This is a genomic window from Frigoribacterium sp. Leaf8 (genome assembly GCF_001421165.1).
Lineage (GTDB): Bacteria > Actinomycetota > Actinomycetes > Actinomycetales > Microbacteriaceae > Frigoribacterium.
Genome location: NZ_LMKB01000006.1, coordinates 1 through 26,404 on the forward strand (window position 1 = coordinate 1; position 26,404 = coordinate 26,404).

Genomic DNA, 26,404 nt, shown 5'->3' on the forward strand with positions numbered 1-26,404 from the left:
AGCCACAAGCAATGCCAGGGTATAATTTGGCATTTGACAATGTGCACGCTGTTGAGTTCTCAAGGACCAAACGCACTCGAGGCCCGGCCGGAAAGACCTTCGCTCGAAGCTGCTGTGGAACCGTACCATCCTGATGGACCAAGTCGGAACGACTCGATTTCCAGCCCCCACGCGGTGAGGACCAGCACCTGGCTTTGACCAGAGGATGGATTTGAAACCCTACCACACGAATCGCAAGCCGTAAACGGCTTGGCTTCGGGGAGGATGTCACCACTTGAGGCCGGGGAACTCCGGAGCAGAACCATTGCTGGTCGCTGTCCTAGCCGTTCCGCCGCACCTTTGGGCTGACTCGGATTACTTTACACAGCTCACCGGTCGCACCTCCAAATGTCGAGGCATCCCGGGCGTGTCGCGTGACTGAATCCCTGAAAGTACGGCCAACCGCGTGCGTCCCCTGCCGTGGGATGACGTCAAGCCCGCCCCCTCGACGAGGGAACGGGCTTCCGTCGTCCGGAGGTCGATTCGGGGTCAGACCTTGACGGTGACGCCGGCCAGCGTCTTCTTACCGCGTCGGAGCACGACGACTCCCCCGTCGAGGCTCGAGTCGGCGACCAGAGCATCACCGTTCTCGACCCGAGTGTTGTTCACGTAGACGCCACCCTCCGCCGTCGCCCGGCGGGCGGCACCCAACGACACGACGAGTCCGGTGTCGACCAACGCCTGAGCGATCGTGGTCGACGCATCGGCCTCGGCCGCCGGCAACTCGGCGATGGCACTGGCGAGAGTCCGCGGGTCGAGGACCGCGAGGTCTCCTTGCCCGAAGAGGGCGGCGGCTGCGTCGATGGCCGACTGCGTGGCCGAGGTGCCGTGGACCAGGGACGTGACGTTCCAGGCCAACGCTCGCTGCGCCTCCCGACGGAACGGTTCGTCGGCGACGGCGCTCTCGAGCCGCTCGATCTCGGAACGCGAGAGGAACGTGAAGACCTTGAGCCGAGGGACGACGTCGGCGTCGTCGGTGTTGAGCCAGAACTGGTACATCGCGTACGGGCTGGTCAACTCGGCGTCGAGCCAGACCGCGTTGCCCTCGCTCTTGCCGAACTTGGTGCCGTCGGTGTTGGTGATCAGCGGCGTGCCGATCGCGTGGACCGAGACGCCTTCGGTGCGGCGGATGAGTTCGGTGCCACTGGTGAGGTTGCCCCACTGGTCGCTGCCGCCGGTCTGCAGGACGCAGTCGTAGCTGCGGTAGAGCTCGCGGAAGTCGAGGCCCTGGAGGATCTGGTAGCTGAACTCGGTGTAGCTGATGCCGGCGTCGGAGTTGAGACGCGCGGCCACGGCGTCTTTCTTGAGCATGGTGTTGACGCGGAAGTTCTTGCCGATGTCGCGCAGGAACTCGATGGCGCTGAGCGGAGACGTCCAGTCGAGGTTGTTCACCACTCGGAGACCGTTGTCACCGTCGGGCGAGAGGAACTTCTCGACGTGGACGCGGATGCGGTCGACCCACTCGGCCGTCTGCTCGGGCGTCTTGAGCACCCGCTCGGCGGTGGGGCGTGGATCGCCGATGAGGCCGGTGGACCCGCCCACGAGTCCCAGGGGCCGGTGACCGGCGAGCTGCAGGCGGCGCATGGTGAGCAACTGCACGAGGTTGCCGAGGTGGAGGCTGGGGGCCGTCGGGTCGAAACCGCAGTAGTACGTGATCGGCGCACCGGCGAGAAGGGTCTTGAGGGCGTCGGCATCGGTCGACACGTGCACCAGGCCGCGCCACTGCATCTCGTCCCACACGTCGTCGAACGAGGGGTCGTTGCTCTGGGCGGCCAGGACGTCTGCAGTCGTTTCACTGGTCACGTCGGAAACGGTACCAGCGGCCTCCGTCACCGTCTTCACGCCCCACCGCGTCGTCGCGAGACGGCGGCGCGGTACGGGGAGACCGAGGGATCACCCTCGAGCGAGAAGCGCCACGGGAACGCGTCGCCACCGGCGTGACCCGACACACCGACACGCGGGCCGGCGGCGATCGGACCGACCGGTGCGGACGGGAGGCGAAGGCGGAACCGCGCCTCCTGACCGGGGGTGTCGGCGACGAGGCGTGAGCCGTCGTCGCCGAGCTCCATGCCGAGTGCGGAGCCGATACGGCCGGGACCTCGGGCGAGGTCGGCCGACGTCCGCGACGTGGTCCGGCGCGCCCGGACCTCGTCGACGCCGGCCACCACTTCGCCCGAACGCAAGAGGACACCGGACGCGAAGCCCTCGGGCCCGCACACGATGTTGACGCAGCGGTGGATGCCGTAGGACAGGTACACGTAGAGCGTTCCGCCGCGTTCGAACATGCTGTCGTTGCGCGCCGACCGGCCCCGGTGCGCATGCGAGCCGGGGTCCTGCCCCTGACCGTGGTACGCCTCGACCTCGGTCAGGCGGATGCCGACGCCGCCCGACCAGAAGACCGAGCCCAGGAGGCGCGGCGCGACGGCCAGCGCCGGTTCGGCCAGCAGTGCCTCGAGCACGTCGTCGTCGGGTGTCGTCGTCACCGCTCCCCCGTGCTCACCGCGATCGTCTCGTTCAGAAGAAGCGCTGACCACTGGCGACCGCGATCACCGCGACGGCGACGAGCACCGCCACGGCGATCGCGACGACGACGGGGACCACCCAGGCACGGACCGGCCGGTCGTCACGAGCGCCCGGTCGTCGACGGGTCACGCTGCCGCCGGGGCGAGGGACCGGACCAGGTGGCGCATCTGCTCGGTCAGCTGCGCGAGCTGCTCGGCGACCCGCTCGGGAGCCGTGCCGCCGGCCCCTCGACGGCTGGCGATCGAGCCCTCGACCGTCAGGACGGGGCGGATCTCGGGTGTGAGATGCGCCGAGACGAACCGGTACTGCTCGTCGGTGGGCTCGTGCAGCTCGAGGTCGTGCTGTTCACAGAACCGCACCAGCTCGCCGCTGATCTCGTGTGCGTCGCGGAACGTGACCCCCTGACGGACCAGCCACTCGGCGACGTCGGTCGCGAGTGAGAATCCTTGCGGCGCGAGCTCGGCCATGCGGACCTCGTCGAAATCGAGGGTCGCCACCATGCCCGTGAACGCCGGGAGCAGCACCTCGAGCTGGCTGACCGAGTCGAACACCGGCTCTTTGTCTTCCTGGAGATCTCGGTTGTAGGCCAGCGGCAGCCCTTTGAGCGTCGCGAGCAGACCCGTCAGGTTGCCGATGAGCCGCCCCGACTTGCCGCGCGCGAGCTCGGCGATGTCGGGGTTCTTCTTCTGCGGCATGATGCTCGACCCGGTCGAGAACGCGTCGTGCAGACGGACGAAGCCGAATTCGCGGGTGTTCCAGAGGATGATCTCTTCGGCCAGCCGCGAGAGGTCGATGCCGATGGACGCCGTGACGAACGCGAACTCCGACACGACGTCACGACTGGCCGTCGCGTCGATCGAGTTCTCGGTCGTGCGGTCGAAGCCCAGATCGGTCGCCACGAGGAGCGGGTCGAGCCCCAGCGAGCTACCCGCGAGGGCACCCGCTCCGTACGGCGAGGCACCGGCCCGACGCGACCAGTCGCGCAGGCGCTCGAGGTCGCGGACCAGAGGCCAGGCGTGGGCGAGGAGGTGGTGCGCCAACAGCACCGGCTGGGCGTGCTGGAGGTGCGTCCGGCCGGGCATCACGGCCGACGGGTGGGCCGTCGCCTGACCGGCGATCGCGTCGACCAGGTCGACGACCTGCCGGCCGATGACGCGGGCGTGGTCGCGCAGGTACAAGCGCACCAGCGTCGCGATCTGGTCGTTGCGGCTACGCCCCGCCCGGAGCTTGCCGCCGAGCTCGGCGCCGGCGATGCCGATGAGGCCCCGCTCGAGGGCGGAGTGCACGTCCTCGTCGGTCTCGGCCGCGGTGAACGTGCCGTCGAGCACGTCCGACTCGAGCCGGTCGAGTGCCGACAGCATGGCGTCGAGCTCGGACGCGTCGAGGTATCCCGCCGCCGCCAGCGCCCTGGCGTGTGCCCGCGACCCGGCGATGTCGTACGAGGCCAGCTGCCAGTCGAACTGCGTGGACTTGCTGAGCGCGGCGAGCTCGGCGGACGGCCCCGAGGCGAAGCGGCCGCCCCAGAGGGCGCCCGCCTCGCCTGCTCGCTCGTTCTTGCCCGACCCTTCGCCGAGCCCGCTCGCGTCGGTCACGCCCCGTGGGCCAGGTCGCGACGAGCCGAGATCTTGCTGGGCAGCGACCAGATCTCGATGAAGCCCTTCGACAGGGACTGGTCGAAGGTGTCTCCCGTGTCGTAGGTCGCGAGGTCGAAGTCGTAGAGGCTCGCGTCGCTCTTCTGACCGGTGACGACCGCGCGCCCGCCCTGCAGCTTGAGACGGATCTCGCCCGACACGTACTTCTGCGTGTCGTCGATGAAGACGTCGAGCGACCGCTTGAGACCCGAGAACCACAGGCCGTCGTAGACGAGGTTGGACCACTCGGCCTCGACACCACGCTTGTACCGGCCGAGGTCGCGCTCGATGGTCAGGGCCTCCAACGCCTCGTGCGCGGCGATCAGCGCCATCGCGCCGGGGGCCTCGTAGACCTCGCGGCTCTTGATGCCGACGAGCCGGTCCTCGACGACGTCGATGCGGCCGACGCCGTGCTTGCCGGCGAGCTCGTTCATGCGCTCGACGATGCCCAGCGGGGTGAACGCCACGCCGTCGATCGCCGTCGGGACTCCGGCCTCGAAGGTGATGACGACCTCGTCGGCGTCCTTGACGACGGCCGGGTCTTGCGTGTACTCGTACAGGTCCTCGATGGGAGCGTTCCAGGGGTCCTCGAGGAACCCGGTCTCGACCGCGCGGCCCCAGACGTTCTTGTCGATCGAGTAGGGGTTCTTGGCGCTCTGGCGGATGGGAAGGGCGTGCTCTTCCGCGTAGACGATCGCCTTGTCGCGGGTGAGGGCCAGGTCACGGACCGGGGCGATGCTCGTCAGGTCGGGGGCGAGGGCCGCGACGGCCGCCTCGAAGCGGACCTGGTCGTTGCCCTTGCCGGTGCACCCGTGGGCCACGCTGTTCGCACCCAGTTCCTTCGCGACCGACGCCAGGTGGCGGGCGATCAGCGGACGGCTGAGGGCGGACACCAGCGGGTAGGTCTTCTGGTACAGCGCGTTTGCCTTGAGGGCCGGCATCAGGTAGTCGGTGCCGAACTCTTCTTTGGCGTCGACGACGACCGATTCGACCGCACCGCAGTCGAGGGCACGCTGTCGGATGTCTTCCATGTCCTCTCCGCCCTGTCCGACGTCGACGGCGAGGGCGACCACCTCTTTTCCGGTGGCATCGGCCAACCAGCCGATGCCGACCGAGGTGTCGAGGCCTCCTGAGTATGCGAGGACGACGCGTTCCGCCATGGTTCTCCTTGAGTGGTGTGGGTGTGGCTACGTGTGTGTGAGGTGGTGGGGGTGCTCAGCGGGCCAACAGCCAGGTGAGCAGCGCCTTCTGGGCGTGCAGCCGGTTCTCGGCCTCGTCCCAGATGACGCTGGTCGGGCCGTCGATGACGTCGGCCGTGACCTCGTACCCGCGGTCGGCGGGGAGACAGTGCAGGAAGATCGCGTCGGCGTCGGCCTGGGCCATCAAGGCCTGGTCGACCTTGAACGATCCGAAGACGGCGACCCGTTCGTCTTTCTCGTCCTCCTTGCCCATCGAGACCCAGGTGTCGGTCACGACGACGTCGACCCCGGCGACGGCCTCGGCCGCGTCGGTCGTGACGAGCACGGAGCCGCCCGTCCGCGCGGCGATCGCCTCGGCGTCGGCCACGACGGTCGGGTCGGGCAGAAAGCCCTCGGGGGCACCGATGCGGACGTGCATGCCCGCGGTCGCGCAGGCCAGCAGGTACGACTGGCCCATGTTGCAGCGCCCGTCACCGACGAAGGCCACCGAGAGGCCGGCGAGCGTGCCCTTCTTCTCGCGGATGGTCTGCAGGTCGGCGAGCAGCTGACACGGGTGGAAGTCGTCGCTCAACGCGTTGACGACGGGCACGGTCGTCCCCGCCGCCATCTCTTCGAGGCCAGACTGCGCGTAGGTGCGCCAGACGATGGCGGACACCATGCGCTCGAGCACGCGCGCCGTGTCGGACGGGGTCTCCTTGCCGCCGAGCTGGCTGTTCGCGGTGGCGATGATCAGCGGGCTGCCGCCGAGGTCGGCGATGCCGACCGCGAAGGAGACCCGGGTACGGGTCGACGACTTGTCGAAGATCACGGCGACGGTCTGCGGACCGGCCAGCGGGCGCTGGGACCAACGGTCGCGCTTGAGTTCGTCGGCGAGATCGAGCACCTCGAGCTGCTCGGCGGTGGTCAGGTCGTCGTCCCGGAGGAAGTGGCGGGTCATTCGAGGCCTTTCAGGACGGTGGTCATGATCTGGGTGAACTCGGCGATCTCGTCGTCACCGACGATCAGGGGAGGCGCGAGACGGATGCTCGAGTCGTTGGGGGCGTTGACGATGAGGCCGGCCTCGAGGGCGTCGGCGGCGACCTGCGCCGCGACGGGCTGCGCCAGCCCCAGGCCGATCAGGAGGCCGTTGCCGCGGATCTCGCGGACGAGCGGCGAACCGATCGACTCGACGGCCGCGCGGAGCTGGTCGCCCCGGACGATCGCGTTGAGCACGAGCTGGCTCGACTCGATCTCGCCGAGCACGGCGTTGGCCGCGGCGGTGGCGAGCGGGTTGCCGCCGAAGGTGCTGCCGTGCTGACCGGCCTCGAACAGGTCGGACGTGTCGCCGAAGGTGATGAGCGCGCCGATGGGGACTCCCCCGGCGATGCCCTTGGCGACGGTGATGGCGTCAGGGACGATGTCGTGCTGCTGGAATGCGAACCACGAGCCGGTCCGGCCGATGCCGGTCTGGATCTCGTCGAGGATCAGCAGGGCACCGTGCTCCGTGGTGAGTTCGCGGGCACGCTCGAGGTAGCCCTCGGGCAGGTCGACGACGCCGGCCTCGCCCTTGATCGGCTCGACGAACAGGGCGGCCACCGTACCGTCGAGGGCCGCCTCGAGTGCCTCGACGGTCGTGTCGATGTGCTCGACCCCGGGCATCATCGGCTCGAACGGTTCGCGCAGCGCCGGCTTGCCGGTCAGCGCGAGCGAGCCCATGGTGCGCCCGTGGAACGAGTTCTGCAGGGCGAGGATGCGGGTGCGCGAGCCGTCACCGCGGTTCAGGCGGGCCAGTTTGACCGCGGCCTCGTTGGCCTCGGCCCCGCTGTTGCCGAAGTAGACGCGCCCACGCTCGCCGGCACCGCTGATGCGGGTCAGCCGTTCGGCGAGCTCGACCTGCGGGGCCGTCGCGAAGTAGTTGGAGACGTGGATCAGCTTGCTCGCCTGCTCGGTGAGCGCCTCGACGAGCACCGGGTGGGCGTGTCCGAGGGCGTTCACGGCGATGCCCGCCAGGAAGTCGAGGTAACGCTTGCCGTCGACGTCCCAGACCTGGCAGCCCTCGCCGCGGTCGAGCATCACCTTCGGAGTGGACAGCGAACGCATCATCGAGTCGCCGAATCGGCGCTGCCAGGTACCGCCTTGGGTCTGGATCATGGTCACGACTGTCCTTTCGTGTCGGTGCCGCTCGCGGCAGGGCCGCCCGGGGCGGTGCCCCCGGTGGTGACGATCTCGCCGGCGGGGGTGCCGAACGAGGTGACGACGGGGGCGCCGGTCGACGCCGCCCGGTCGTCGGGGACCACCTCGGTGCCCGACCCGCGTTGGGTGAACACCTCGAGGAGGATCGAGTGCGGGATGCGACCGTCGATGATGGTCGCTCCTCCGACGCCACCGACGACCGAGTCGAGGCAGGCGCGCATCTTGGGGATCATGCCCGACTCGAGGGTCGGGAGCATGTCGGTGAGGGCCGACACCGTGATGGCCTCGACGAGCGAGTCGCGGTTCGGCCAGTCGGCGTAGAGCCCGGCGACGTCGGTCAGGACGACGAGCTTGGCCGCACCGAGGGCGATGGCCAGGGCCCCCGCCGCCGCGTCGGCGTTGACGTTGAGGGCGTGCTCGGGATCGATCGTGTTCGTCGCGATCGACGACACCACGGGGATGCGCCCCGCCTCGATCTCGACCAGCACCGACGACGGGTCGACGTGTGTCACGTCGCCCACGTGTCCCAGGTCGAAGGTCTCGCCGTCGACCACGACACCGCGCTTGCGACCCTCGAACAAGGTCGAGCCCTCGCCGGAGACACCGCGGGCCAGGTCGCCGTGCTCGTTGATCAGGTCGACGATCTCGCGGTTGACCTCGCCGGCCAGGACGTCGCGCACGACCGAGATCGCTTCGGTCGACGTGTAGCGGTAACCGCCCCGGAACTCGCTCTCGATGCCGGCGGCGTCGAGGGCGGCCGAGATCTGTGGCCCCCCGCCGTGGACGACCACCGGGTGCAACCCGGCGTACCGCAGGTAGACCATGTCCTCGGCGAACGCCTGCTTGAGGGCGTCGTCGACCATGGCGTTGCCGCCGAACTTCACGACGACGACCTTGCCAGAGAAGCGCTTCAGCCAGGGCAGGGACTCGATCAGGGTCGAGGCCTTGACCGCCGCGAGCTCCTGCTCGTCGGCCGCCGTCGCACCGGTGCTCGTGTGGACGCCCATCAGCTGGAGTACGCGCTGTTCTCGTGCACGTAGTCGTGCGTGAGATCGTTCGTCAGGATGGTCGCCTCGACCGGCCCCGTCTTCAGGTCGACGAGCACGTGGACCGCCCGGGGCGTCAGGTCGACGTCGTCGCTCGGCCGATCGGGTGCCCCGGCGTGGCAGACGCGGACGCCGTTGATGGTCACGTCGACGTCGTACGGGTCGAACTCGGCCGACGTGGTGCCGATGGCGGCGAGCACGCGGCCCCAGTTGGGGTCGTTGCCGAAGACGGCTGCCTTGAAGAGGTTGTTGCGAGCGATCGAACGGCCCACCTCGACGGCGTCGTCGTCGGATGCCGCCCCCACGATCTCGATGCGGATGTCGTGCGAGGCACCCTCGGCGTCGGCCTGCAACTGCTCGGCGAGGTCGGCACAGAGCGCCGTGACCGCCGCCGCGAAGTCGCCGGCAGGAGGCGCGACACCGGACTCGGCGCTGGCCAACAACACGACGGTGTCGTTCGTCGACATGCAGCCGTCCGAGTCGAGACGGTCGAAGGTGACCCGGGTCGCCTCGCGGAGTGCGGAATCGAGACCGGACGCGTCGACGTCGGCGTCCGTCGTGAGCACGACGAGCATCGTGGCGAGTCCGGGGGCGAGCATGCCCGCACCCTTGGCCATTCCGCCGACGACCCAGCCGTCACCCGAGACGACGGCCTGCTTGGGCTTGGTGTCGGTCGTCATGATCGCCGTGGCGGCATCGAGGCCGCCGTCGACCGACAGGGCGTCGGCCGCGGCCGTGGAGCCGCTCAGCACCTTGTCGCGGAAGGTCTGGTCGCCGACGCCGATGAGGCCCGTCGAGCAGACGAGGACGTCCGTCGCCGACAGGCCGAGGGCGCCGGCCACGGTCTCGGCCGTGGAGTGCGTCGTCTGGAAGCCGAAGGCTCCCGTGAAGCAGTTCGCGCCTCCGGAATTGAGGACGACGGCGTCGACGCGACCGTCGGCGACGACCTGCTGGGACCACAGGACGGGGTTCGCCTTGGCCCTGTTGCTGGTGAAGACGGCCGCTGCGGCCGTGCTGCGACCTCGGTTGACGACCAGGGCGACGTCCGGCGCGCCCGAACTCTTGAGGCCGGCGACGACGCCGGAGGCCTCGAAACCGGCTGCTGCGGTGACGCTCACGGGGCGACTCCGTTCTGGCCGAGGCCGGTGGTCTCGGCCAGGCCGAGCGCGATGTTGGCGGACTGGACGGCGGCACCGGCCGTGCCCTTCACGAGGTTGTCGAGGGCGGTGACCACGACCACGCGGTCGGCGGCCTCGTCGACGGCGAGTCCGATCAGGGCGGTGTTGGCACCGATCGTGTCGGCCGTCCGCGGGAACTCGCCGTCCGGCAGCAGGTGCACGAAGGGCTCGTTCCCGTAGGCCTGCTGCCACGCGGATCGCACGTCGTGGGCGGTGACGCCCGGGGCGAGACGCGCCGTCGTCGTGGCGAGGATGCCCCGCGCCATCGGCACGAGCACCGGGGTGAACGAGACGTTCACCTCCGTCGCGCCGGCCACCCGGAGGTTCTGCTGGATCTCGGGGATGTGCCGGTGGCTGCCGCCCACCCCGTAGGCCGACGCCGACCCCATCAACTCGCTGGCCAACAGGTGGGTCTTGAGCGCCTTGCCCGCCCCGGACGGACCGACGGCCAGCACGGTCACGATGTCGGCGGTCTCGACGACGCCCGCCTGGACGCCGGGGGCCAGCCCCAGGGTCACCGCGGTGACGTTGCAGCCGGGCACCGCGATGCGCTTGGCCCCGACCAGGACGTCGCGCTGGCGACCCGGGGAGTCACCGAGGACGAGTTCGGGCAGGCCGTACGACCAGGCTCCGTAGAACTCGCCACCGTAGAACGCCTGCCAGGCGGACTCGTCGGTCAACCGGTGGTCGGCACCACAGTCGACGACGAGCGTGTCGTCGGGCAACTGGGCGGTGATCGCCCCCGACTTGCCGTGGGGCAGGGCGAGGAACACGACGTCGTGCCCCGAGAGGGCTTCGGGCGTCGTGTCGACCAGGGTCAGGTGCGCCAACGAGCGCAGGTGCGGCTGGACCGCGAGGAGTGGCTGACCGGCGTTCTGGAACGCTGTGACGGTCTGCACCTCGAAGTCGGGATGCTCGGCCAGCAAGCGCAGGAGCTCACCACCGGCGTAACCACTCGCGCCGGCCACGGCAACGGAGAAAGGCATGCGTCCACCCTAATGTTCGAATTCGGCCTGGGATCAGGGGCGGCGGCGCCGGGCGAGTGTCAGTCGCGGAGCGCCGCCCCGAATCGCTCGCCGGCCAGGCGGACGGAGCCGGACTTGGCCTCGGAGGCCTCGGCGGCGGTGAGGGTGCGGTCTCCGGCCCGGAAGCGCAGGGCGAAGGTGAGCGACTTCGACGCGTCGGGCAACCCGGCACCTCGGTAGTCGTCGACCAGCCGGACCGTCTCGAGCAGGTGGCCCGCCCCCTCGCGCACGGTCGCGAGCACGTCGCCCGCGGGGACGTCGACGCCCACCACGAGGGAGAGGTCTTGGGTCGCCGCGGGGTAGGACGAGAGGGCCGAGGTGGCCGGCTCGGCGACGGGGAGGGCGATGAGGCGGTCGAGGTCGAGCTCGGCCACGGCGACCACCCGGGGCAGGTCGAGCTCGGCTGCCACGCTGGGCAGCAGCTCGCCCGCGATGCCCACGACCTCGTCGCCGACGAGCACCTCGGCCGTGCGGCCCGGGTGCAGCGAGACGTGCCGGGCCTGTCGGAAGGTGACCTCGGCGGCCACGGCCGACGCCGCGACGCGCACGGCGTCGAGCACGTCGGCGAGGGACGCCGGGACGGCGGATTGCCCGGGGGCGCGATCGACGACCGTGCCGACCGTCAGGAGGCCGAGGTGTCGCGGCTGGCGCGGCAGGGCGTCGGCGAGGGCGCCCAGCGTGGCGTCGTCGGGGCGGGCGGCCCCGAAAGGGACCTCGTCGCTGCCGTAGACGACGCCCTCGTCAGGCAGGAAGACCGTGCCCACCTCGAACACCGAGAGGTCGACGAGACCGCGACCGAGGTTGCGACGGGCGACCTCGAGCAGCCCCGGCACCAGTGACCGACGGAGTTCGGGCGCCGCCGAGTCGAGGGGGTTGGCGAGTCGGACGGCCGGCAGCCCGGTGCCGTCGGCCGAGCCGAAGGCGAGGTTCTGGGCCGAGGAGACGAACGGGTACGCGGCGACCTCGGTCGAGCCGGCCGCGGCGAGCCCGTTCGACACCTGCCGACGCAGCTGCTGCTCGCGCGACAACCCACGACCGGCCGGGGCGACGGGCAGGACGGAGGGGATGCGGTCGTAACCCGTGATGCGAGCGACTTCTTCGACGAGCGACGCGGAGTCGACCAGGTCGCTGCGCCAGGTCGGCGGGGTCACGAGCCAGTCGTCACCAGCTCGCTCGACGCTCGCCCCGATGGCCGTGAGGGCACCGGAGACCTCGTCGTCGGTGTAGTCGACGCCCATGAGGCGGGCGGCTCGATCGACCGGCAGGGTGATCGCGTCGGGAGGGGTGGAGGCGTCCCACCGTGACCCGAGCGCGTCGGACGTGCCGCCGGCGAGCTCGACGAGCAGGTCGACCACGCGCTGGGCGGCTGCCTCGGCCACCTGCGGGTCGACACCACGCTCGAAGCGCTTGGACGCCTCGCTCGGCAGCTTGTGGCGGCGGGCCGTGCGGGCGATCGACGTGGGGTCGAAGGTCGCGGCCTCGACGAGGACGTCGGTCGTGGTCGCGCCGATCTCGGTCGAGGCGCCGCCCATGACGCCGGCCAGGCCGACGGCACCCGACTCGTCGGCGATCACGAGGTCCTCGGCGTGCAGGTCGCGTACCTGGCCGTCGAGGGTCTCGAGGCGCTCGCCCGGTGCGGCCCGGCGGACCGAGAGGCCACCGCTGACCTTGTCGAGGTCGTAGCCGTGGATCGGCTGGCCGAGCTCGAACATGACGTAGTTCGTGACGTCGACCGGCAGCGAGATGCTGCGGACCCCGGCCAACCGCAAGCGCGACGCGAGCCACGGAGGGGTCGGACGGGTCGCGTCGATGCCGCGGACCACCTTGGTGGTGAAGGTCTGCACGCCGACCCGGTCGCGCAGGGGGGCCTGGTCGTCCACGACGACCGGGAAGCCGGACGACGGGGTCGGAGAGACGAGCGACGCGGGGTCGCGGAAGGTCGCCCCGGTGGCGTGCGAGTACTCGCGGGCCACCCCCCGGATGCTGAAGGCGTAGCCGCGGTCGGGCGTCACGTTGATCTCGACCGCGGCCTCGTCGAGGCCGAGCAGCGCGATCGCGTCCGTGCCGACCTCGGGATCGAGACCGAGCGACGAGAGGACGAGGATGCCGTCGTGCTCGTCGCCGAGGCCGAGCTCGCGGGACGAGGCGATCATGCCGTCGGAGACGTGCCCGTAGGTCTTGCGGGCGGCGATCGGGAACGGCCCGGGCAGCACCGCACCGGGCAACGACACGACGACCTTGTCGCCGACGACGAAGTTGTGGGCACCGCAGACGATGCCGCGGACGTCATCGGGCTCGGTCGAGGCGTTCGGGCCCACGGCGACCTGGCACCAGTTGATCGTCTTGCCGTTCTTCTGCGGCTCGGGCGTGAACTCGAGCACCTGACCGACCACGAGGGGCCCGGTCACGTCGCCGACGTGGACGTCTTCTTCTTCGAACCCGACCGACACGAGGGCGGCGTGGACGCTCTCGAGCGACACGTCGCCCGGCAACTCGACGAACTCACCGAGCCAACTCAGCGGAACCCGCATCAGACCACCATCCCGAACTGCTCGCTGAACCTGACGTCACCCTCGACCATGTCGCGCATGTCGTTGAGGTCGTTGCGGAACTGGAGGGTGCGCTCGATGCCCATGCCGAAGGCGAAACCCTGGTAGCGCTCGGGGTCGATGCCGGCCGCCCGCAGCACGTTCGGGTTGACCATCCCGCAACCGCCCCACTCGACCCACCGTGCGCCGCCCTTGGCGTTCGGCTGCCAGACGTCCATCTCGGCGCTGGGCTCGGTGAAGGGGAAGTAGTTGGGGCGCAGCCGGATCTGCGCCTCGGCGCCGAACATCGAGCGGGCGAGGTGCTCGAGGGTTCCGCGCAGGTGCGCCATGGTGAGGCCCTCGTCGACGGCGATGCCCTCGAGCTGGGTGAAGACGGGCGTGTGCGTCGCATCGAGCTCGTCGGTGCGGAACACCCGGCCCAGCGCGACGTTGTAGACCGGCAGCTCTTTCGAGAGGAGTGTGCGGATCTGCACCGGCGACGTGTGCGTGCGCAACACCAGGTGACGGTCGACGGGGTCGACGAAGAACGTGTCCTGCATGGCCCGGGCCGGGTGGTCGGCGTCGAAGTTCAGGGCGTCGAAGTTGAACCACTCGTGCTCGAGTTCGGGGCCCTCGTTGACCTCCCACCCCATGCCGACGAACAGGTCGGCCATGCGCTCTTGCAGCAAGGTCAGGGGGTGGCGGGCCCCGGCGCGACGGCGCGACGGCAGAGCCGTGACGTCGACGGCCTCAGCCTCGAGCCGCGCGGACTCCTCGATCACGGCCAGCTCGGCCTCGCGCGTGGCGACGGCCTGACCGACCCGGCCCCGGGCCTGACCGACGAGCTTGCCCGCCGCGGCCTTCTGGTCGTTCGGCAGGTCGCGCAGACCGGCGTTCAGGCGGGCCAGCACCGAGGCCTCGCCGACGTGCTGGGCACGGGCGGTCTTGAGCTCGGCGACGGTGGCCGCCGTGGCGATCGCCGCGAGGGCGGCGTCGACCGCCGACGCGACGGCGTCTTCGGAGAGGGGGACGGAGTCTGACACGAGAACCAAGCTTAGCGATCGTTGGGAGGCGACCCGCGCCTCCTGGTCGTGACGGACGAGGAGGCGCGGGCTGGGATCGGGTGGACGGACCGGGTCAGGTCGCGCGGCCCGACACGTGGTCGGACTCGTAGCGGCCGCCGCGTCCGAACATGCCCGGGTCCTTCGGCGTGCCCGGGCGCTTGGCGACGACCGCACGCCGCCCCGTCCGTCGGTCGACGACGCGGACGACCCACGAGAGCAGGAGGTTCGTGGCGAGGTAGACCACGAGGACGACCGCGAAGAGGGTGAACGTGTACGTGCTGCCGTAGTAGGTGCCCAGACGCGTGAGACCGCTCCGGGTCAGTTCGACGTAGCCGACGATGTAGCCGAGCGAGGTGTCCTTCAACAGGACGACGAGCTGGGCCAGGATGATCGGCAGCATCTGACGGAAGGCCTGCGGGAACTCGATGGAGAAGCGCGTGCGGATCGGGGTGAGCCCGATCGCGAGGCCCGCCTCGCGTTGCCCCCGCGGCAGCGAGGCGATGCCCGCGCGCAGCGCCTCGCCGATGAGCGCCCCGTTGTAGACCGCCAGCGCCGCGACCACCGCCCAGAAGGCCCCGGTCGAGAAGACCAACAGGATGAACAGCATCATCAGCAGGACGGGCATGCCGCGGAAGAACTCGAGCAGCACCGTTGTCGGAACGCGCACCCAGGCGGACCGCGCCGTCCGGAGGAACGAGAAGAGGACGCCGATGACCACCGCGAGGACCGACGCGACGGCCGCGGCCTGGATGGTCGCCAACCAGCCCCGACCGATCGCCCGCCAGAGCGCGAGGTCCCCGAGGATGTCCCACCGCGACGCGTCGAGCACGCCGGGACTCTCGGCACCGTTCGCGCTGATGCGGGGGCGGCCGAGGAGGTAGACGAGGTAGGCGACCAGGGCCAGGACGAGCACGACGCCGACCACCGAGATGATCCGCGAGGTGCGGCGGGCCCTCGGCCCCGGGGCGTCGTAGAGGACGGAGGTGCTCATCGGAGGACTGCGACCTTCTTCTCGACCACGGCGGCGAGACGGCCGAGCGTGATGGTGACGAGCAGGTAGAAGAACGCCACGGCGAGCAGCGTCGTGATGACGGCGTCACCACGATCGTTCGCGATGTAGCGCCCCGCGGCGAAGAGTTCGGCCACGAAGAAACCACCGGCCACCGAGGTGTTCTTGGTGAGGGCGATGAAGACGTTGATCAGTGGGGGCACGACCATGCGCATGGCCTGCGGGAGGATCACGTGGCCGAGCGTCTGGCCGAAGCCGAGGCCGATGCTGCGGGCCGCCTCGGCCTGCCCGACGGGGACGCCGTTGATGCCCGACCGGATGGCCTCCGCGACGAACGGCGAGGTGTACGCCGTCAAGCCGATGACGGCCAACGGGAAGTACGTGCCGAAGTCGACTCCGAGGTACGGCAGGACGAAGGCGCAGAAGAAAAGCACGAGCGTGAGCGGGATGTTGCGCAGCGCCTCGGTGTAGACCGTCGCGAACGTGCGGAAGGACGCCACGGGCGAGATGCGCAGAGCCGCGACGAAGAAACCGATCACGAGGGCCCCGAGGCCCGACAGAACGAGCAGCTGGAGCGTCGTGACGAAGCCGTCCCAGAAGCGGGGCCAGTTGTCGGTCACGGCGTCGAAGCCGGGGATGACGTCCAAGGGGTTCAACAGGGTCCTTCGGTCGGGGCAGGACGCGGGCACCCGGGGCTGGTCGCCCCGGGTGCCCGCGCGGTGTCAGTAGCGGTCGATCGTGGGGGGCGTCGGGGTGTCGAGCACCTTGCCCGCGGTCTTCTCCCACAGCTCGTCCCAGGTGCCGTCGTCCTCGGCGTCCTGGAGCGTGTCGTTGACGAACATGCGGAAGTCGGTGTCGTCGAGGGCCAGACCGATGCCGTAGGGCTCCTCGGTGAAGGTCTCCCCCACGACCTCGAACTCGCCCTCGTTCTGGTCGGCGAGGCCGGCCAGGATGACGTTGTCGGTCGTCACGGCCGACACCGCACCGGTGCGGAGGGGCTCGAGGCAGTTCGAGTACGTGTCGGTGGCGAGGATGTCGGTGGTGTACTCGGCCACGTTCTTCTCGCTGGTCGAGCCGCTGACGGTGCAGACCTTCTTGCCGGCCAGGTCGTCGGCGGACTCGATCCCCTCGGGGTTGCCGTCGAGCACCAGCAGGTCTTGACCGGCCGTGTAGTACGGGCCGGCGAACGAGACGACCTTCTTGCGATCGTCGTTGATCGTGTAGGTCGCGATGACGAGGTCGACCTGGCCGTTCTGGATGAACGGCTCGCGGTTGGCCGAGACGGTCTCGACCCACGTGATCTTGTCGGCTTCGATGCCGAGCTTCGCGGCGACGAGCTTGCCGATCTCGGCGTCGAAGCCCTCGGGCACGCCGTCGGGGTTGGCCAGGCCGAACAGCGGCTGGTCGAACTTGGTGCCGATGGTGATCTCACCGGCGTCGGCGAGGCGGGCCATGGTGCTGCCTTCGGCGAAGTCGGCCGGCGTCTCGACGTCGACGGCCGGGGCCGACGAGTCGGTGCAGGCCGAGAGGCCGAGGACCACGGCGGCTGCTGCGGCTACGGCGACGAATCCCTTGCTGAGTCGCATTCTGATCTCCTTGCTGGGTGACCCGGACGCCGGGCGGCGATCGGGTGTCGTGGGCCGGCTGTTCGGGTGCCGGGGAACGGGTCGCGGACTCGGCCGCGCCCGCTCAGTGCGTGAGGATCTTCGCGAGGAAGTCCTGGGCGCGGGTCGACTGGGGGTCGGTGAAGAACTTCTCGGGCGTCGCCTCTTCGACGATCTGACCGTCGGCCATGAAGACGACGCGATCGGCGGCCTTGCGCGCGAACCCCATCTCGTGGGTGACGACGATCATCGTCATGCCGTCCTTCGCGAGCTGCACCATGACGTCGAGCACCTCGGTGATCATCTCGGGGTCGAGTGCGCTGGTGGGCTCGTCCAGGAGCATCACCTTGGGGTCCATCGCCAGTGCCCGGGCGATCGCGACACGCTGCTGCTGCCCGCCCGAGAGCTGGGACGGCATCTTGTCGGCCTGGTTCGCGACGCCGACCCGCTCGAGCAACTGCATCGCCCGCTCGCGCGCCTCGGCCTTGGTGCGCTTCCGCACCTTGAGCTGGCCCAGCATGACGTTCTCGAGGATGGTCTTGTGCGAGAAGAGGTTGAAGCTCTGGAACACCATGCCGACGTCGGCGCGCAGGCGGGCGAGAGCCGCACCTTCTTCGGGCAGACGCGTGCCGTCGATCGTGATGACGCCGTCGTCGATGGTCTCGAGGCGGTTGATCGCCCGGCAGAGGGTCGACTTGCCCGAACCGCTCGGGCCGATCACGACGACCACCTCACCCTTGCCCACCGTCGTCGTGATGTCCTTCAGGACGTGGAGGTCACCGAAGTGCTTGTTGACGTGGTCGACCACGACGAGGGGTTCCATGCGCCCACACAAACAGACCCCCAGGTCGGGGTCAAATTCACAGTGGATTCTTAATGAAAACGAAACGACGCGTCCCACCGCGACCGGAGTGCCCGACCCGACCCGCGCCTCCTGCGGGACGAGGAGGCGCTAGCTGCGGTGGGCGAAGGCGCTCTCGTAGAGGCACACCGAGGCCGCCGTCGCGAGGTTCATCGATTCGGCGTGACCGTAGATGGGCACGACCAGGGCGCGGTCGGCACGCGCGAGGTCCGCGTCGGTGAGGCCTCGGGCCTCGTTGCCGAAGAGCCAGGCGGTCGGCTCGGCGAGCACGCCCTCGGTGCGGGCGGCGAGCAGGTCGTCTCCCTTGACGTCGGCGGCGAGCACCTGGAGGCCGACCTCACGACACCGGTCGACGATCGCCGGCAACTCGACGCCCACGGCGACCGGCACGTGGAACAGCGAACCCGTCGTGGACCGGACGACCTTGGGGTTGTAGAGGTCGACGCTGCGACCGGTCATGATGACGGCGTCGGCACCCGCGGCGTCCGCGGCCCGGATGATGGTGCCCGCGTTGCCGGGGTCGCGGACTTCTTCGAGGATCACGACGAGCTTCGGCTCGGCGGCGAAGACGTCCTTGACCGACGTGGGGAACTGCCGACAGACGGCGACGATGCCCTGTGGCGTGACCGTGTCGGCCATGGCCGCGAGCACCGGCTCGGTGACGAACTGGACGTCGATGCCCTCTGCCCCGGCGGCGACCGCCACCTCGGGGTAACGCTCGAGAGCCGTCGGGGTGCCGAAGAGTTCGACGATCAGCTCGGGCCGGAAGGCCAGGGCCTCACCGACCGACTGCGGCCCTTCGAGCAGGAACGTGCGGGTCTCGGTGCGAGCGTCGCGCTTCGAGAGCTTGGCCACCGCCCGGACTCGGGGTGAACGGGGATTTTCGAGCAGGGAGTCGTGGGGCACCTGTCCATGATGCCGCACGAGGACCACCGCCTGCCGCGGACGCACGAGACCCGACGGCGACACCGGGATGGGCGTCGGGCCGTCGGGCCTCGAGGGTGGTGCGGGTGCGACTACGCGGCGACCTTGGGGGCCGAGGTGTCGGCGGGCAGCGCGGCCTTGGCGGTGGTGACGAGCGACGCGAACGTGGCGGGCTCGTTGACGGCCAGCTCGGCCAGGATGCGACGGTCGACCTCGACGCCGGCCAGGGACAGACCCTGGATGAGGCGGTTGTAGGTCAGGCCGTTCGCACGCGATGCGGCGTTGATGCGCTGGATCCACAGACGACGGAACTCGCCCTTGCGCGCACGACGGTCACGGTACGAGTAGACGAGCGAGTGCGTGACCTGCTCTTTGGCCTTGCGGTACAGGCGCGAACGCTGACCGCGGTAACCCTCGGCACGCTCGAGGATGACGCGACGCTTCTTGGCGGCGTTGACCGCTCTCTTGACTCTTGCCATTTTCTTGTTCCTCTACGTTCGTGTCAGCGGTCAGTGACCGAGAAGCTTCTTGGCGACCTTGGCGTCGGCGGGAGCGAGCACCTGGTCCTGGTTCAGGCGAGCCTTGCGCTTGGCGCTCTTCACCTCGAGGTTGTGGCGCATGCCAGCCTGCTGCTTCATGATCTTGCCGGAACCGGTGACCTTGAAGCGCTTCTTGGCGCCGGAGTGGGTCTTCTGCTTGGGCATGTCTTACTTACTTTCTTCTGTCGGTCGCTCGGCCGGTGCATCGGCCGGGACCTCGTCGGACGTCGGGTGCTTCGGCGGCTTGTTGGCCGCCTTGCGAGCTTCTGCCTCGGCCTTGGCCTCGGACTTGTTCTTGTGCGGGCCGATGACCATCACCATGTTGCGGCCGTCGATGGTGGGCGTCGACTCGACGCTGCCCCATTCGGCGACGTCTTCGGCGAAGCGCTGGAGCAGGCGGACACCCTGGTCGGGACGCGACTGCTCGCGACCACGGAACAGGATCATGGCCTTGACCTTATCGCCGCCCTGGAGGAAGCCCTCGGCGCGCTTGCGCTTCGTCTCGTAGTCGTGCTTGTCGATCTTCAGGCGGAAACGGACCTCTTTCAGGATCGTGTTCGCCTGGTTGCGACGGGCTTCTTTCGCCTTCTGCGCAGCCTCGTACTTGAACTTTCCGTGATCCATGATCTTGGCCACGGGAGGCTTCGAGTTGGGGGCCACCTCGACCAGGTCGAGCTCGGCCTCTGCGGCGAGACGCAGGGCCATGGCGATGGGAACGACGCCGATCTGCTCACCTGCGGGCCCGACGAGGCGGACCTCGGGGACGCGGATACGGTCGTTCGTACGGGGATCGCTGATGCGGAACTCCTCTGTCGTCATTTCTGCATCTGGCGGGGCCGGACGGCCTCGCCAGAGAAAGAGGAGTTTCGTGCGAGCACCGTCTGACGACGCATCACACCGCACCCTGGCTGCTCGGTCGTCGTCCACCCGAGGCCTCTGACGAGGAACGAGGTGGAACGGTGGTGCTGATCGAACGGGGTGCCAACAACCCGGTAACCTTGTCTAACGGTCAAGCGCGGGTGGGAGAATCTCCACTTTCGCACGGAGCAGACGCTCCGAGCCTGGACGAGTTTAGCAGAGGATCAGTTCGTGAGCCACTCCCCCGACGACGCACCCATTCCCGACGCCCGCTTCGGCGATCCGGCACCGGCCACGTCGCCCGACACCTCCCCCGCGACGGCGCGGTTCGAGGACGATCTGCACTTCGGTGACGACGCCGCCCGTGACATCGCCGACGTCAACGCGGTCGAGGTCATCAACACCGTCTGCGTCCACCTGATGAGCGCCGCCGCGGTGAAGGTCGGCCTGGCCGACGATCCGCAGCGACAGACCGACCTCGACGAGGCCCGCAAGCTCATCACCTCCCTCGCCGGACTCGTGACCGCCAGCGCACCCGAGATCGGCGACCAGCACGCCCGGGCGCTCCGCGACGGCCTGCGATCGCTGCAACTCGCCTTCCGTGAAGCGTCGGCCATCCCCGACGCGATCGGCCAGGGCCCCGGCGAGAAGTACACCGGCCCCGTCAACTGAACGGCGCGTCCCCCGTACCGCGCGTCCCCAGGCCCGCGCATCCCCTGCTCGGTGCGCCCCCAGGTCCACGCGTCCCGTGACCCGCGCGCCCAGGGGCCATCCGGCTCCCGCACCCTGACGGACGGCTCGTCCTCAGCCCGGGACGACCTTCACCGACATGCTGTCGACCCGGTCGGCGATCACCGGATCGGCGGCCCAGGCCGCCTGCAGTCGCTGCAGCAGCGCGTGCAGGGCGTCCCGGTCCAGACCCGGCGCCACGCCCAGCTGGACGACGATCTCGGGGGCACCGAGCCGGGCGTCTCGATAGCCGGGCGCGACGACCAGGCTGACCAGCGCCTCCTCGTCACGTGACGCGTCGAGGAACGCGCGCAGGACCTCTTCGTCGTGGTGGCTCGGCACCCACGGGAGGTCTTGCGCGACGGCCCAGACGGCCGGACGACGCAGACCGAACTCGGTGATCGATCCGGGGTCGACCACGATGCGGTCGGTCGACTCCGAGGCGGCCGCGAGGGCCACGCGCCGAGCCTCCACCGGCACCGGTCGGGCAGCGGGACGCCACCGCGTCAAGGTCTCTACCGAGGTGAATGCCGGCAACACGTCCCGGCCGTCCGGACCGGAAACCGTGACGATGGAGAGCTCCTGCGTCTTGTCGACGCGGCGACCGTGGTCGTCGAGACCTTCGTCCCCCGCCACGGCGACCAGAGGCACGAGCAGGCGCGCCGGACGGAGGGCGTCGACGACGTCGCTCTCTCCGAGCCGCCCCTCGCGGAACCCGAGGAGGGCGTCGAGCAGGTCCGGGTCGGCGGACCCGTCGTCTCCGGCGTGCGCCGTGTCGTGATGATCGAAGGTTCGCCCGGCCCACGGACGCCCGGCGCTGTCTCCGCCGGGACCGGGATCGTCGTGTGCGTGCCCCGGTCCGCCCGGCGCGGTCGTCATCAGTTCGACGCGACGTCGAGGGCTGCGCCGAGGGTGAAGGCTCCCGAGTAGAGCGCCTTGCCGACGATGGCGCCCTCGAGCCCCTGTGGCACGAGCTCACGCAGAGCCACGAGGTCGTCGAGGCTCGAGATGCCCCCCGAGGCGATCACCGGACGATCGGTGTGCTCCATCACCTGACGCAACAGGTCGACGTTGGGACCCTGGAGCGTGCCGTCCTTCGTCACGTCGGTCACGACGTAGCGCGCACAGCCGGCCTCTTCGAGCCGCGCGAGGACGGTCCAGAGATCGCCGCCCTCTTCGGTCCAACCCCGCGCCGCCAGCGTGGCGCCCCGGACGTCGAGCCCGACGGCCACCGCCTCGCCGTACTCGGCGATGACGTGGGCGGCCCATTCGGGGTTCTCGAGGGCCGCGGTACCGAGGTTGATGCGCTTCACGCCGGTGCTCAACGCGTCCTCGAGGGACTTGTCGTCGCGGATGCCACCGCTGAGCTCGACGTTGACGCCCTTGACCTGCTTGATGACCCTCCTGATGACGGCGCGGTTGTCTCCGCGCCCGAAGGCGGCGTCGAGGTCGACCAGGTGCAGCCATTCGGCGCCCTGGCTCGCCCAGTCGTCGGCTGCCGAGACCGGGTCGCCGTAGTTCGTCTCGCTGCCGGCCTCACCCTGGGTCAGGCGCACGGCCTGACCGCCCGCCACGTCGACGGCGGGGAACAGGGTCAGGGCGGGGGTGGTGCAGAACTCGCTCATGTCGTCTCTCTCACGGCGCCGGGCACCGCAGGGTCAGGAGGCGCGATCGGGTCGGTCGCGCCGGGGTCAGAGGGTGCCGAGCCAGTTCGAGAGCAGCCGGATGCCCGGCCGGCCCGACTTCTCGGGGTGGAACTGCGTCGCCCAGAGCGGGCCGTTCTCGACGGCGGCGACGAAGCGGCCGCCGTGGTCGGCCCACGTGACGTGCGGTTCGGTGAAGGGTCGGATCACGTCGAGGGACCACTCTTGTGCGGCGAACGAGTGGACGAAGTAGAACCGCTCGTCGGCCACCCCGTCGAAGAGCACGCTGCCCTCGGGCACGTCGACGGTGTTCCAGCCCATGTGCGGCAGGACGTCGGCCTTCAGTTCGTCGACCACCCCGGGCCACGCCCCGAGGCCACCGGTGCTGTTGCCGCGTTCGACGCCGCCCTCGAAGAAGACCTGCATGCCCACGCAGATGCCCATGACCGGACGCCCGCCGGCTAGCCGTCGGTCGATCAGCTCGCCACCTCGCACGGACTCGAGCTGGCTCATGACGGCTGCGAACGCGCCGACACCGGGGACGAAGAGGCCGTCGGCCGCCTGCACCCGGGCGCGATCGGACGTCAACTCGACGTCGGCACCCGCCAACTCGAGCGCCTTGACGGCCGAGTGGACGTTGCCGCTGCCGTAGTCGAGGACGACGACGGAGGGACGCGCGCCGCTCACAGGGCGCCCTTCGTCGACGGGATGCCACTGACGCGCGGGTCGGGCTGGACCGCCTGGCGGAGCGCCCGGGCGAACGCCTTGAACTCGGCCTCGGCGATGTGGTGCGGATCACGCCCGCCCAGCACACGGACGTGGACGGTGATGCCGGCGTGGAAGGTGATCGCCTCGAAGACGTGGCGGACCATCGAGCCGGTGAAGTGCCCGCCGATGAGGTGGTACTCGAACCCCTCCGGCTCGCCCGTGTGGACGAGGTACGGACGCCCCGACACGTCGACGACCGCCTGCACGAGGGCCTCGTCGAGCGGGACGAGCGCGTCACCGTAGCGCGAGATGCCCGACTTGTCGCCGAGCGCCTGCTTCAGCGCGGTGCCGAACGTGATGCCGATGTCTTCGACGGTGTGGTGGACGTCTATGTGCGTGTCGCCCTTCGCGGTGACCTCGAGGTCGATCAGGGAGTGCTTCGACAACGCCGTCAGGAGGTGGTCGAAGAACGGCACCGACGAGTCGATCGTCGATCGGCCCGAACCGTCGAGGTCGAGGGCGAGGGCGATGCTGGACTCGCTCGTCTCGCGCGAGAGGGAAGCGGTACGGGCGGCGCGGGTCGTCTCGGTCACGAAGAGAGCCTAATGTCGCGGAGCGCCTCGAGGAACGCGGTGGTCTCGGCCTCGGTGCCCGCACTGACCCTCAGGTGGTTCGGGATGCCCAGGTTGCGGACGATGACGCCCCGCTCGAGCAGGCGCTCGAAGACGTCGGTCGGATCGTCGACCCCGCCGAAGAGGACGAAGTTCGACCAGGTGGGCCACGGCTCGTACCCGAGCTCGGTCAACTCGTGCACGATGCGATCACGCTGGGCCTTGATGTCGTCGACCATGGCGAGCATCTCGCTCGCGTGCGAGAGCGCTGCGACGGCCGCCGCCTGCGTCAGGGACGAGAGGTGGTACGGGAGGCGCACCAGACGCAGCGCGTCGGCCACGGCCGGGTGCGCGGCCAGGTAGCCGACCCGGGCACCGGCGAACGCGAACGCCTTGCTCATCGTGCGGGACACGACCAGACGTTCGCGGCCGGCCAGGAGGGTCAGTGCCGTCGGCTGGTCGGCCGGCATGAACTCGGCGTAGGCCTCGTCGACGAAGACGATGCCGTCCGTCGCGTCGTAGGCAGCCTCGATCGTGGCGAGATCGAGAGGGGTGCCCGTGGGGTTGTTCGGACCGCAGAAGAAGACGATGTCGGGACGGGTGCGCTCGATCTCGGAGACCGCGGTCTCGGGCGAGATGCGGAACCCCTCGTCACGACGACCCTCGATCCACCGGCTGCCGGTGCCCGTGGCGATGATCGAGTGCATCGAATACGTGGGGGGGAACCCCAGGACGGAGCGGCCCGGGCCTCCGAAGGCCTGGAGGAGCTGCTGGATGACCTCGTTGGAGCCGTTCGCCGCCCAGATGTTGTCGCGGGTCAGATCGTGCCCGAGGTAGGCCGCCAGCGAGTCGCGCAGCGTCGTGAACTCACGATCGGGGTACCTGTTGACGTCGAGGACCGCCCGGGCCACCGACTCGACGATGTCGCGAGCGACGTCCTCGGGGATGGGATGCGTGTTCTCGTTGACGTTGAGAGCGACCGGGACCTTTTTCTGGGGAGCACCGTAGGGCGTCAGCCCCCGGAGGTCGTCACGGATGGGCAGGTCGTCGAGACTGAAGGACACCCCACCATCGTACGGGCGGGCCGACGGTGTGTCGGGTCGGTCGCCACCGAACGAACACGATGGCCGTGGACCGGACCACCCGCCTCGTCGGCGACGGCAGTTCAGCGAGCGTACTGAGCGGGGACGGCGAGGCTCTGCCCGGCGGAGACCTCGGCGCTCGGCAGGTTGTTGAGCGAGACGAGGTCAGCGATGACGTCGCGAGGATCGGCGTCGGGGTCGATCTCGGACGCGACCTGCCAGAGCGTCTCGCCGCCGTCGACGGTCACGTGCTGGAAGTCCGCGCGACCCGTCGTGTCGGACGCGACGGCGCCGCCACCGTTGAGGACGAGCGCACCCGCCACGACGACGAGCGGGACCGCGACGAGCGCGGCGACGACCGCGCGGCCCCGCCGGGTGATGCGCAGACGCGTGCGCACGACTCGGGTCGAGTCGACGGGGGACACAACTGCTGATGCTGAGGTGACGCTCATGAGGTGGTCCTTTCACCGTGGAAGACAGGGGACGAGTTCGTGCCCGGCACTCGGCCGGGAATGCCGGGCACGAAGACGTGTTCCGAACATACATTCGATTGCCGAGGCTTTCAACCCCCGCGACAGGTATCACCGGACGGAATCGCTGTGGATCGGGAGGCGAGAACGCGACACACTCGAACATGTGTTTTGTCGACACCGCCCGATCGGATACGGTTTCGATCGGTGGTAAGAGTCAAACAGGGACCACCGACATCGACGGCAGGAGACCCATGAGCGACCCGAAGCGCACCCCGCAGGCGGCCACCGACGCCCCCCGTCCGCTCGATCCGGGTGTCCTCCCCCGCAAGGAGTTGACGGCGAAGCAGGAGTCGATCCTCGCCGCGATCACCGAGAGCATCGGACACCGCGGGTATCCCCCGAGCATGCGCGAGATCGGCGACGCCGTCGGCCTCAAGTCCCTGTCGAGCGTCACGCACCAGCTGAACCAGCTCGAACTCGCCGGCAAGATCCGCCGCGACCCGAACCGACCCCGAGCCCTCGAGGTCCTCGTGGACGCGACGGCGCCTGCGGCGGCCCCGGCCACCGTCTTCACGACGAGTGACGACGGCGACACGGCTCACGTCCCCATGGTCGGACGGATCGCCGCCGGCATCCCCATCACGGCCGAGCAGCAGATCGAGGACGTGATGCCCCTGCCGCGTCAACTCGTCGGCAAAGGCGAACTGTTCATGTTGCGGGTGGTCGGCGACTCGATGATCGACGCGGCCATCTGCGACGGGGACTGGGTCGTCGTGAGGCAGCAGCAGGACGCCGAGAACGGCGACATCGTCGCGGCCATGCTCGACGACGAAGCGACCGTCAAGGTGTTCCGCCAGAGAGACGGCCACACCTGGCTGCTTCCCCGGAACAGCGCGTTCGAACCCATCGTCGGCGACCATGCGCAGATCGTCGGCAAGGTCGTCGCCGTGTTGCGCT

General features: G+C 69.6%; 28 protein-coding genes. 2 read left to right on the forward strand and 26 right to left on the reverse strand.

Translation table 11 applies throughout. The features are described from left to right. Positions 1 to 528 precede the first annotated feature (528 nt). The 20 genes from tyrS to infC form a co-directional block, all read right to left on the reverse strand. The gene (tyrS, locus tag ASL10_RS11550) at positions 529 to 1,767 is read right to left on the reverse strand and encodes a tyrosine--tRNA ligase (RefSeq protein WP_082460607.1); all 1,239 of its coding nucleotides are present in this window, start codon (positions 1,765 to 1,767) and stop codon (positions 529 to 531) included. Positions 1,768 to 1,877: 110 nt separating this feature from the next. Continuing rightward, a complete protein-coding gene (locus ASL10_RS11555; RefSeq protein WP_157485480.1) occupies positions 1,878 to 2,522 on the reverse strand; it encodes a DNA-3-methyladenine glycosylase in 645 nt (214 codons plus the stop codon). A gap of 31 nt (positions 2,523 to 2,553) precedes the next feature. Beyond that, positions 2,554 to 2,691: a hypothetical protein gene (locus tag ASL10_RS16380; protein WP_192122614.1), complete on the reverse strand. Its 138-nt coding sequence runs from the start codon at positions 2,689 to 2,691 to the stop codon at positions 2,554 to 2,556. Continuing rightward, entirely contained in the window at positions 2,688 to 4,154 is a 1,467-nt protein-coding gene (gene argH / locus ASL10_RS11560; protein WP_056048024.1) for an argininosuccinate lyase, read from the reverse strand. The genes ASL10_RS16380 and argH overlap by 4 nt, the downstream gene beginning before the upstream one ends. Then, on the reverse strand, positions 4,151 to 5,353 hold the full coding sequence (locus ASL10_RS11565; RefSeq protein WP_056048027.1) for an argininosuccinate synthase: 1,203 nt from the start codon (positions 5,351 to 5,353) through the stop codon (positions 4,151 to 4,153). Before ASL10_RS11565 ends, argH begins: the two co-directional genes overlap by 4 nt. Positions 5,354 to 5,408: 55 nt before the next feature. Further along, entirely contained in the window at positions 5,409 to 6,329 is a 921-nt protein-coding gene (gene argF / locus ASL10_RS11570) for an ornithine carbamoyltransferase (protein WP_056048029.1), read from the reverse strand. After that, positions 6,326 to 7,522 carry an acetylornithine transaminase gene (locus ASL10_RS11575; RefSeq protein WP_056048032.1) on the reverse strand — a complete coding sequence of 399 codons (1,197 nt, stop codon included), beginning with the start codon at positions 7,520 to 7,522 and terminating at the stop codon, positions 6,326 to 6,328. The genes argF and ASL10_RS11575 overlap by 4 nt, the downstream gene beginning before the upstream one ends. Before the next feature lie 2 nt (positions 7,523 to 7,524). Then, positions 7,525 to 8,571, reverse strand: coding sequence for an acetylglutamate kinase (gene argB, locus ASL10_RS11580; RefSeq protein WP_082460493.1), 1,047 nt, complete (start codon positions 8,569 to 8,571; stop codon positions 7,525 to 7,527). Further along, positions 8,571 to 9,728 (reverse strand): bifunctional glutamate N-acetyltransferase/amino-acid acetyltransferase ArgJ, encoded by a 1,158-nt coding sequence (gene argJ, locus ASL10_RS11585; protein WP_056048035.1) that lies wholly within the window; start codon positions 9,726 to 9,728, stop codon positions 8,571 to 8,573. The genes argB and argJ overlap by 1 nt, the downstream gene beginning before the upstream one ends. Further along, positions 9,725 to 10,774 (reverse strand): N-acetyl-gamma-glutamyl-phosphate reductase, encoded by a 1,050-nt coding sequence (gene argC, locus ASL10_RS11590; protein ID WP_056048038.1) that lies wholly within the window; start codon positions 10,772 to 10,774, stop codon positions 9,725 to 9,727. Before argC ends, argJ begins: the two co-directional genes overlap by 4 nt. A gap of 59 nt (positions 10,775 to 10,833) precedes the next feature. After that, positions 10,834 to 13,344 (reverse strand): phenylalanine--tRNA ligase subunit beta, encoded by a 2,511-nt coding sequence (gene pheT / locus ASL10_RS11595; protein ID WP_056048043.1) that lies wholly within the window; start codon positions 13,342 to 13,344, stop codon positions 10,834 to 10,836. Beyond that, on the reverse strand, positions 13,344 to 14,384 hold the full coding sequence (gene pheS / locus ASL10_RS11600) for a phenylalanine--tRNA ligase subunit alpha (RefSeq protein WP_056048045.1): 1,041 nt from the start codon (positions 14,382 to 14,384) through the stop codon (positions 13,344 to 13,346). The genes pheT and pheS overlap by 1 nt, the downstream gene beginning before the upstream one ends. Before the next feature lie 94 nt (positions 14,385 to 14,478). After that, positions 14,479 to 15,396, reverse strand: coding sequence for an amino acid ABC transporter permease (locus ASL10_RS11605; protein ID WP_082460495.1), 918 nt, complete (start codon positions 15,394 to 15,396; stop codon positions 14,479 to 14,481). Continuing rightward, positions 15,393 to 16,061: an amino acid ABC transporter permease gene (locus ASL10_RS11610; RefSeq protein ID WP_043596711.1), complete on the reverse strand. Its 669-nt coding sequence runs from the start codon at positions 16,059 to 16,061 to the stop codon at positions 15,393 to 15,395. Before ASL10_RS11610 ends, ASL10_RS11605 begins: the two co-directional genes overlap by 4 nt. Positions 16,062 to 16,136: 75 nt before the next feature. Next, positions 16,137 to 17,000, reverse strand: coding sequence for a glutamate ABC transporter substrate-binding protein (locus tag ASL10_RS11615; protein WP_056048049.1), 864 nt, complete (start codon positions 16,998 to 17,000; stop codon positions 16,137 to 16,139). A gap of 103 nt (positions 17,001 to 17,103) precedes the next feature. Next, the gene (locus tag ASL10_RS11620; protein ID WP_043596708.1) at positions 17,104 to 17,841 is read right to left on the reverse strand and encodes an amino acid ABC transporter ATP-binding protein; all 738 of its coding nucleotides are present in this window, start codon (positions 17,839 to 17,841) and stop codon (positions 17,104 to 17,106) included. 129 nt (positions 17,842 to 17,970) lie between these two features. Beyond that, positions 17,971 to 18,771, reverse strand: a complete 801-nt coding sequence (locus ASL10_RS11625; protein WP_056049041.1) for an RNA methyltransferase — start codon at positions 18,769 to 18,771, stop codon at positions 17,971 to 17,973. Positions 18,772 to 18,896: 125 nt separating this feature from the next. After that, positions 18,897 to 19,283 (reverse strand): 50S ribosomal protein L20, encoded by a 387-nt coding sequence (gene rplT, locus ASL10_RS11630; RefSeq protein ID WP_056048052.1) that lies wholly within the window; start codon positions 19,281 to 19,283, stop codon positions 18,897 to 18,899. 30 nt (positions 19,284 to 19,313) lie between these two features. Then, on the reverse strand, positions 19,314 to 19,508 hold the full coding sequence (gene rpmI, locus ASL10_RS11635; RefSeq protein WP_043596704.1) for a 50S ribosomal protein L35: 195 nt from the start codon (positions 19,506 to 19,508) through the stop codon (positions 19,314 to 19,316). Positions 19,509 to 19,511: 3 nt separating this feature from the next. Next, positions 19,512 to 20,162 carry a translation initiation factor IF-3 gene (infC, locus tag ASL10_RS11640; protein WP_082460525.1) on the reverse strand — a complete coding sequence of 217 codons (651 nt, stop codon included), beginning with the start codon at positions 20,160 to 20,162 and terminating at the stop codon, positions 19,512 to 19,514. 378 nt (positions 20,163 to 20,540) lie between these two features. Here infC and ASL10_RS11645 point away from each other — a divergent pair, with 378 nt between their 5' ends. Then, complete coding sequence (locus tag ASL10_RS11645) at positions 20,541 to 20,873, forward strand: DUF1844 domain-containing protein (RefSeq protein ID WP_043596743.1); 333 nt, start codon at positions 20,541 to 20,543, stop codon at positions 20,871 to 20,873. A gap of 132 nt (positions 20,874 to 21,005) precedes the next feature. On the opposite strand, the gene ASL10_RS11650 is transcribed toward ASL10_RS11645, so the two are convergent. The 6 genes from ASL10_RS11650 to ASL10_RS11675 all read right to left on the reverse strand — a co-directional run bounded on the left by ASL10_RS11650 (position 21,006) and on the right by ASL10_RS11675 (position 25,426). Then, complete coding sequence (locus tag ASL10_RS11650; RefSeq protein WP_056048055.1) at positions 21,006 to 21,809, reverse strand: SseB family protein; 804 nt, start codon at positions 21,807 to 21,809, stop codon at positions 21,006 to 21,008. Next, positions 21,809 to 22,555 (reverse strand): bifunctional 1-(5-phosphoribosyl)-5-((5-phosphoribosylamino)methylideneamino)imidazole-4-carboxamide isomerase/phosphoribosylanthranilate isomerase PriA, encoded by a 747-nt coding sequence (priA, locus tag ASL10_RS11655; protein ID WP_056048058.1) that lies wholly within the window; start codon positions 22,553 to 22,555, stop codon positions 21,809 to 21,811. Before priA ends, ASL10_RS11650 begins: the two co-directional genes overlap by 1 nt. A gap of 66 nt (positions 22,556 to 22,621) precedes the next feature. Then, on the reverse strand, positions 22,622 to 23,260 hold the full coding sequence (gene hisH / locus ASL10_RS11660; protein ID WP_056048061.1) for an imidazole glycerol phosphate synthase subunit HisH: 639 nt from the start codon (positions 23,258 to 23,260) through the stop codon (positions 22,622 to 22,624). Continuing rightward, positions 23,257 to 23,874 carry an imidazoleglycerol-phosphate dehydratase HisB gene (hisB, locus tag ASL10_RS11665; protein ID WP_056048065.1) on the reverse strand — a complete coding sequence of 206 codons (618 nt, stop codon included), beginning with the start codon at positions 23,872 to 23,874 and terminating at the stop codon, positions 23,257 to 23,259. Before hisB ends, hisH begins: the two co-directional genes overlap by 4 nt. Further along, positions 23,871 to 24,956, reverse strand: a complete 1,086-nt coding sequence (locus tag ASL10_RS11670; protein WP_056048069.1) for a histidinol-phosphate transaminase — start codon at positions 24,954 to 24,956, stop codon at positions 23,871 to 23,873. Before ASL10_RS11670 ends, hisB begins: the two co-directional genes overlap by 4 nt. A gap of 101 nt (positions 24,957 to 25,057) precedes the next feature. Beyond that, positions 25,058 to 25,426, reverse strand: a complete 369-nt coding sequence (locus tag ASL10_RS11675) for a LysM peptidoglycan-binding domain-containing protein (protein ID WP_056048071.1) — start codon at positions 25,424 to 25,426, stop codon at positions 25,058 to 25,060. 272 nt (positions 25,427 to 25,698) lie between these two features. Between ASL10_RS11675 and lexA the strand changes: the two genes are divergently transcribed. Next, positions 25,699 to 26,404: transcriptional repressor LexA (gene lexA / locus ASL10_RS11680; RefSeq protein ID WP_082460526.1), on the forward strand; the 706-nt coding region annotated here is incomplete at its 3' end.

Bases quoted from the DNA above. Each gene is read 5' to 3' on its own strand.
- tyrS (WP_082460607.1), bottom strand. From the start codon at position 1,767: ATGCAGTGGCGCGGCCTGGTGCACGTGTCGACCGATGCCGACGCCCTC.
- ASL10_RS11565 (WP_056048027.1), bottom strand. From the start codon at position 5,353: ATGGCGGAACGCGTCGTCCTCGCATACTCAGGAGGCCTCGACACCTCG.
- argF (WP_056048029.1), bottom strand. From the start codon at position 6,329: ATGACCCGCCACTTCCTCCGGGACGACGACCTGACCACCGCCGAGCAG.
- ASL10_RS11575 (WP_056048032.1), bottom strand. From the start codon at position 7,522: ATGATCCAGACCCAAGGCGGTACCTGGCAGCGCCGATTCGGCGACTCG.
- argB (WP_082460493.1), bottom strand. From the start codon at position 8,571: ATGGGCGTCCACACGAGCACCGGTGCGACGGCGGCCGACGAGCAGGAG.
- argC (WP_056048038.1), bottom strand. From the start codon at position 10,774: ATGCCTTTCTCCGTTGCCGTGGCCGGCGCGAGTGGTTACGCCGGTGGT.
- pheT (WP_056048043.1), bottom strand. From the start codon at position 13,344: ATGCGGGTTCCGCTGAGTTGGCTCGGTGAGTTCGTCGAGTTGCCGGGC.
- ASL10_RS11605 (WP_082460495.1), bottom strand. From the start codon at position 15,396: ATGAGCACCTCCGTCCTCTACGACGCCCCGGGGCCGAGGGCCCGCCGC.
- ASL10_RS11615 (WP_056048049.1), bottom strand. From the start codon at position 17,000: ATGCGACTCAGCAAGGGATTCGTCGCCGTAGCCGCAGCAGCCGCCGTG.
- ASL10_RS11620 (WP_043596708.1), bottom strand. From the start codon at position 17,841: ATGGAACCCCTCGTCGTGGTCGACCACGTCAACAAGCACTTCGGTGAC.
- rplT (WP_056048052.1), bottom strand. From the start codon at position 19,283: ATGGCAAGAGTCAAGAGAGCGGTCAACGCCGCCAAGAAGCGTCGCGTC.
- rpmI (WP_043596704.1), bottom strand. From the start codon at position 19,508: ATGCCCAAGCAGAAGACCCACTCCGGCGCCAAGAAGCGCTTCAAGGTC.
- infC (WP_082460525.1), bottom strand. From the start codon at position 20,162: ATGACGACAGAGGAGTTCCGCATCAGCGATCCCCGTACGAACGACCGT.
- ASL10_RS11650 (WP_056048055.1), bottom strand. From the start codon at position 21,809: ATGACGACCGCGCCGGGCGGACCGGGGCACGCACACGACGATCCCGGT.
- priA (WP_056048058.1), bottom strand. From the start codon at position 22,555: ATGAGCGAGTTCTGCACCACCCCCGCCCTGACCCTGTTCCCCGCCGTC.
- ASL10_RS11675 (WP_056048071.1), bottom strand. From the start codon at position 25,426: ATGAGCGTCACCTCAGCATCAGCAGTTGTGTCCCCCGTCGACTCGACC.